This window comes from Deltaproteobacteria bacterium, from assembly GCA_016213065.1.
In the GTDB taxonomy this organism is placed as follows: Bacteria; UBA10199; UBA10199; order SPLOWO2-01-44-7; family SPLOWO2-01-44-7; genus JACRBV01.
On record JACRBV010000130.1, the window covers coordinates 1 to 4,702 of the forward strand.

A 4,702-nucleotide genomic window follows, 5' to 3' on the forward strand; every position below is an offset into this window, starting at 1 on the left:
CGGAGCCTCCCCCTCACGTTCGCTTTGCTCACTCGGTAGATTCCACTCCAGCAAGCCCGCAGAGTACCATGCGCTTGCGCATGGGTGAATGCTTCCTTTTCTCGCGCAAAGCGCGTTTTCAAAAGTGCCACGGGCTTGCCCATGGGAATCTATAGTCCATGGTCCTTTGTCCTTTAAAAAAAGTTGTATTTTTTCAGATAGTTAGGTAGTATCACCTTAAGATATGCTTCGACTGGATGATTTGCTCGAGAAGGTCCATTCCTATAACCCTGACGCCGATGTCGACCTGATCAAAAAAGCCTACGTTTTTACAGCCAAGGCCCATGAAGGTCAGATGAGGCGCTCCGGAGAGCCGTATGTGATTCACCCTCTTTCTGTCGCCTATCTTTTGGCAGAAATGCGGCTTGATATCGCTTCCATTGTGGCCGCTCTTCTTCACGACACCGTGGAAGATACGAAGGTAACGTTGGAAGAGGTGGAAAGACTTTTTGGCGCCGAAGTCCGGCAGTTGGTGGATGGAGTGACCAAATTGGGAAAAATCAAATTCACCACTTCGGAAGAAAAACAGGCTGAAAATTTCAGAAAAATGATCATGGCGATGGCTCAGGATATTCGGGTTATTCTGATCAAGCTCGCCGATCGCGTACACAATATGCGTACGCTTTACTACATGCCCGAGGGAAAACAGGTTGATATCGCGCAAGAGACACAAGATATTTATGCACCCATCGCCAACCGTCTCGGACTTCAATCGTTCAAAATAGAACTGGAAGATCTTTCGCTGAAATATCTCAAGCCCGATATTTTTAAAATGCTCGATGAACAGGTTCGTGCTCGCAAGGAAAAGCGCGACAGATATATCGCCGAGGTCATCAAGGTATTGCAGAAGTCGGTGAAAGAAAATGGCATTCAGTGCGAGGTCTTCGGTCGTCTCAAACACTATTACAGCATTCATCGCAAAATGGAGGCGCAGAAAATTCCGATCGATGAGGTCTACGATATTATTGCCTTCCGCATTTTGGTGGACTCTCTTGCGCAATGTTATGAGGTGTTGGGGATTATTCACTCTTTGTGGAAACCCATTCCCGGGCGCTTCAAAGATTACATCGCCATGCCTAAAGCCAATAATTATCAATCTCTCCACACGACCGTGATTGGTTTGCATGGAGAGCGTGTGGAATTCCAAATTCGCACCAAAGAGATGCACGAAATTGCTGAACACGGAGTTGCGGCCCACTGGAAATATAAAGAAGGAAAACTAAGCTCCGACACCACCGATGAAATGAAGTTCAAATGGATTCGCCGTCTCTTGGAAGGGCATTCCGAACTGAAAGACCCCGCCGAATTTTTGGATACAGTGAAACTCGATCTTTTTGCCGACGATGTTTACGTTTTCACTCCAAAAGGAGAACTCAAGGAGTTACCGCGCGGTTCCACTCCCATCGATTTTGCCTACAGTGTTCACACCGAAGTGGGGAACACATGCGTGGGGGCGAGGATCAACAGCAAGATTGTGCCGTTGAGTTATCAACTGCGGAGCGGAGACTCGATAGAAATTTTGACAAAAAAAGACACGCGCCCAAACCGCGATTGGCTTCAGTTTGTCAAAACTTCCAAAGCCAAGGCCAAGGTTCGTCAATATCTCAAACTGGAAGAACACGCTCAGAGCAAGCAGGTGGGTTGGGAACTTTTGGAAAAAGCGTGTCAGAAATATGAGGTTTCCATCAACAAAGTTTTGAAAGAGGCAACGATGGATCATGTCGCGAGGGAATTAGGATATCGCGATTCCGACGGGCTTTTGTCTTCTCTGGGTTATGGAAAAATTTTGCCCGAAGAAATTTTGACGAAAATATTGCCGAAAGAAAAATTAGAGGGCAAAGAGCACTTAAAGCCCACACACCTTGAAAAAATTGTCGAAAAAGTTTCAAGGCATGCCGCGGGGCAGGTGAAGGTCAACGGAGTTTCGGATTTGTTGATCAACTTCGGGCGTTGTTGCGGACCCGTGCCCGGAGACCCCATCACCGGTTATGTTACAAGAGGAAAAGGGGTGAGTGTGCATGTGAACGACTGCTCCAAATTATTGTCGACGGATCCGGACCGGCGCGTGTCTGTGGAATGGGAATCAAAAACTCCGATGGCGCGCATCGCAAAAATCAAGGTAATCTGTGCCGACAGACCCGGCATGCTTCAGGCAATGACAGAGGCGATCACCGGTCAGGGCGTCAACATCGCCCAAGCCACCGCGCGCACCACAGAAGATTACAAAGCAATCAACACCTTCGATCTATCCATCACCGGAGTAGAACAACTCCGCCACGTTTTAAAATCACTGGAAAGAGTCAAAGGAATTATCTCAGTAGAACGAGTAAGAAATTAAAAAAATCCAATTCGGAATCCGTGTGTTCGATTGCACAAGCGTAGCTTCTGGGAAAAGCGTGTCGGAGGCAATTTTTACCTTATCGGGATCAAAAGAAAAATTGCCGAGACTCGAGCGAATTTTTTGGGTGTCCCAAAAAATATCGCGTCTTTTCCCAGAAGCTACGCTTGCGCAATCGAAGATAGGGTGGAGAAAAATTTAAGCCGCTTTTTGGATGAACCCTGAACGAATACAGCGACTGCAGACCTTGACGTGTTGCATTTTACCTTCAAAAAATGCCCGAACCTTTTGGAGATTGGGGTAATTTCTTGTCTTGGTTTTATGGTTGGAGTGGGAAACTTTATTGCCGGTAACCGGTTTTTTCCCACAAATTTTACATTGCTTTGCCATAATGAATTCCTTAAAAGTGGGGCATGTCTAGCAAATGGAGTGCAAATGTCAAGTCCCGGCTTTGCCGGGACGCGAAGCAAACTCGCAGAGTTTGCGGAGTCGAAAATGTCAAGCTCCGGAACAAAGTTGTGGGAAAAATGGGGGAGGATATGGGGGCCCGATACCTTAAAACCATTGGTTTTAGGGTATTAGAAAGAAATTTTAGAACCCGTTTCGGGGAGATTGATATTGTGGCCAAAAAAGGGAAAGAATATTTTTTTGTTGAGGTCAAGACACGCACTCAGGCAGATTTTGGAAGTTCTCTCGAATCGCTCCCTTTTTTCAGAATAAACCGGCTCAAGAAAATGGCCCTCTTTTATATTCAGAATAAAAAACTTCCCAATTCTTTTATGCATCTCTCCCTTTTGGGGATTGATGGGGCGTGCGCACAACCGCAGATCACTTTTTTACCGGACATTGTCGAATAAAATGCAAAAGTCAAAATGACAAACCAAAATTCAAAAATTTTGAATTTGAAATTGTCATTTTGCATTTTAATTTTTTCTCTTTGGATTTGATATGACCACATGGTGCCTGCTTCCAACTCTTGTTTTATATGCTTTAGCGAGTTTTCTTTATCTTGTGCTTGTTTTTAATCTGAATCTTTCCTTGGAAAAAAGAAAACGTTTCTGGATGGAAGACGTCGCTCTGTTTGCGACAACGGCGGGGGTTTTTTTCCATTTAATCTATCTCCTTTATGAACATTCATGGAGTCATTTTCTGTCCGTCCAGTCGTGTGCTCTTGTTCTTCTCTATTTATGGATGGTTTGGCGGTCCGGGTGGCAAAGCTTGGGTTCTTTTTTTCTCCCGTTGGCTCTTATTTTTCTTCTCCTTTCCCTGCAACAAACAGAAAAAACCGGTGCATGGATGGTTCTGTGGAGCGGTCATGCATGGTTTTTGAAATTTCATATTATTTGCGCTGGTGTGGCCATGCTTTTTATATCGGGATCCTTTCTTTTGGGGATTGCTTTTTTTCTGCAGGAGAGGGGACTCAAACTCAAAAAATGGAACCTCTTGTCTCTGGGACTTCCTCCTTTGTTATTGAATGAAAAAATCGCGCGGTTCTGGCTTCGTTTCGGATTTGTCTTCTTAACTATCGTTTTGATGACGGGGGTCATTTTACTCCGCAATTTTTCTTTTTCGTTTAAACCCGTTTTTCATGTCTTTCTGGCACTGATTAGCTGGACGTTTTATGCCTTTGCTTTAAATCGGCGTTGGACATGGTTTGGGGGGAGGAAAATACTATTGCTCTCCTTCCTTGGTTTTGTTAGCTTGGCCCTCACTTTTTTATGGAACTCCTTGTAATCGGTTGTAATTTTAAAACGAGCGCGATTGGCGAAAGGGAGAACTGGAATATCCCTCCCCTGCAGGTTTCTGCTTTTTGTCAGGGATTTTTGCAAATCGCCGGCGTTTCTGGCGTTGTTTTTTTGCCGACCTGCAACCGTGTTGAATTATATGTGACCCTTCAGAAAGATGTTTCTCTTGAATCGATTTTTTCCTATTGGAGACAATTCTTAAAATTGGAAGGACCCGGTGGCACTCCGGGTTATATTTATAAAAATGATCTGGCCTTTAGTCATTTGGTTAAAGTTTGTAGTGGTCTGGATTCTTTAGTGGTGGGTGAACCTCAAGTTTTAGGACAGGTCAAACAAGCCTATTCGCAATCAGTCGAAATGGGAGTTGCCAGTTCCCTGACCAATTTTGTTTTCCAGCAAGCTTTTCGTTACGCCAAACAAGTGCGCACGGAAACAGGTGTTGCAAAATATCCCGTCTCCATTGCTTCGGTGGCGTTGATGCTGGCCGGTGAAGTTTTTGGGGATTTTTCAAATCTTTCGGCGCTCGTAGTGGGGTTGGGGGAGATGGGAAAACAAACCGCGGAGCTTTTGATAAAAAGAG

5 protein-coding genes are annotated in these 4,702 nt (G+C 45.0%); 4 read left to right on the top strand and 1 reads right to left on the bottom strand.

What is annotated here, in order from left to right; translation table 11 throughout:
• The first annotated feature begins 223 nt into the window (after positions 1 to 223).
• Entirely contained in the window at positions 224 to 2,377 is a 2,154-nt protein-coding gene (locus HY877_07595) for a bifunctional (p)ppGpp synthetase/guanosine-3',5'-bis(diphosphate) 3'-pyrophosphohydrolase (GenBank protein MBI5300134.1), read from the top strand.
• A 198-nt stretch (positions 2,378 to 2,575) separates the two neighbouring features.
• On the opposite strand, the gene HY877_07600 is transcribed toward HY877_07595, so the two are convergent.
• The gene (locus HY877_07600) at positions 2,576 to 2,767 is read right to left on the bottom strand and encodes a 50S ribosomal protein L28 (GenBank protein ID MBI5300135.1); all 192 of its coding nucleotides are present in this window, start codon (positions 2,765 to 2,767) and stop codon (positions 2,576 to 2,578) included.
• 149 nt (positions 2,768 to 2,916) lie between these two features.
• On the opposite strand from HY877_07600, the gene HY877_07605 reads away from it, so the two are divergent.
• From HY877_07605 to hemA, 3 genes are all read left to right on the top strand, one after another.
• Positions 2,917 to 3,234 carry a YraN family protein gene (locus tag HY877_07605; protein ID MBI5300136.1) on the top strand — a complete coding sequence of 106 codons (318 nt, stop codon included), beginning with the start codon at positions 2,917 to 2,919 and terminating at the stop codon, positions 3,232 to 3,234.
• 91 nt (positions 3,235 to 3,325) lie between these two features.
• Entirely contained in the window at positions 3,326 to 4,111 is a 786-nt protein-coding gene (ccsA, locus tag HY877_07610; protein MBI5300137.1) for a cytochrome c biogenesis protein CcsA, read from the top strand.
• Positions 4,096 to 4,702: glutamyl-tRNA reductase (hemA, locus tag HY877_07615; protein ID MBI5300138.1), on the top strand; the 607-nt coding region annotated here is incomplete at its 3' end. The genes ccsA and hemA, both read left to right, overlap by 16 nt.

Bases quoted from the DNA above. Each gene is read 5' to 3' on its own strand.
- HY877_07605 (MBI5300136.1), top strand. From the start codon at position 2,917: ATGGGGGCCCGATACCTTAAAACCATTGGTTTTAGGGTATTAGAAAGA.
- ccsA (MBI5300137.1), top strand. From the start codon at position 3,326: ATGACCACATGGTGCCTGCTTCCAACTCTTGTTTTATATGCTTTAGCG.
- HY877_07600 (MBI5300135.1), bottom strand. From the start codon at position 2,767: ATGGCAAAGCAATGTAAAATTTGTGGGAAAAAACCGGTTACCGGCAAT.
- HY877_07595 (MBI5300134.1), top strand. From the start codon at position 224: ATGCTTCGACTGGATGATTTGCTCGAGAAGGTCCATTCCTATAACCCT.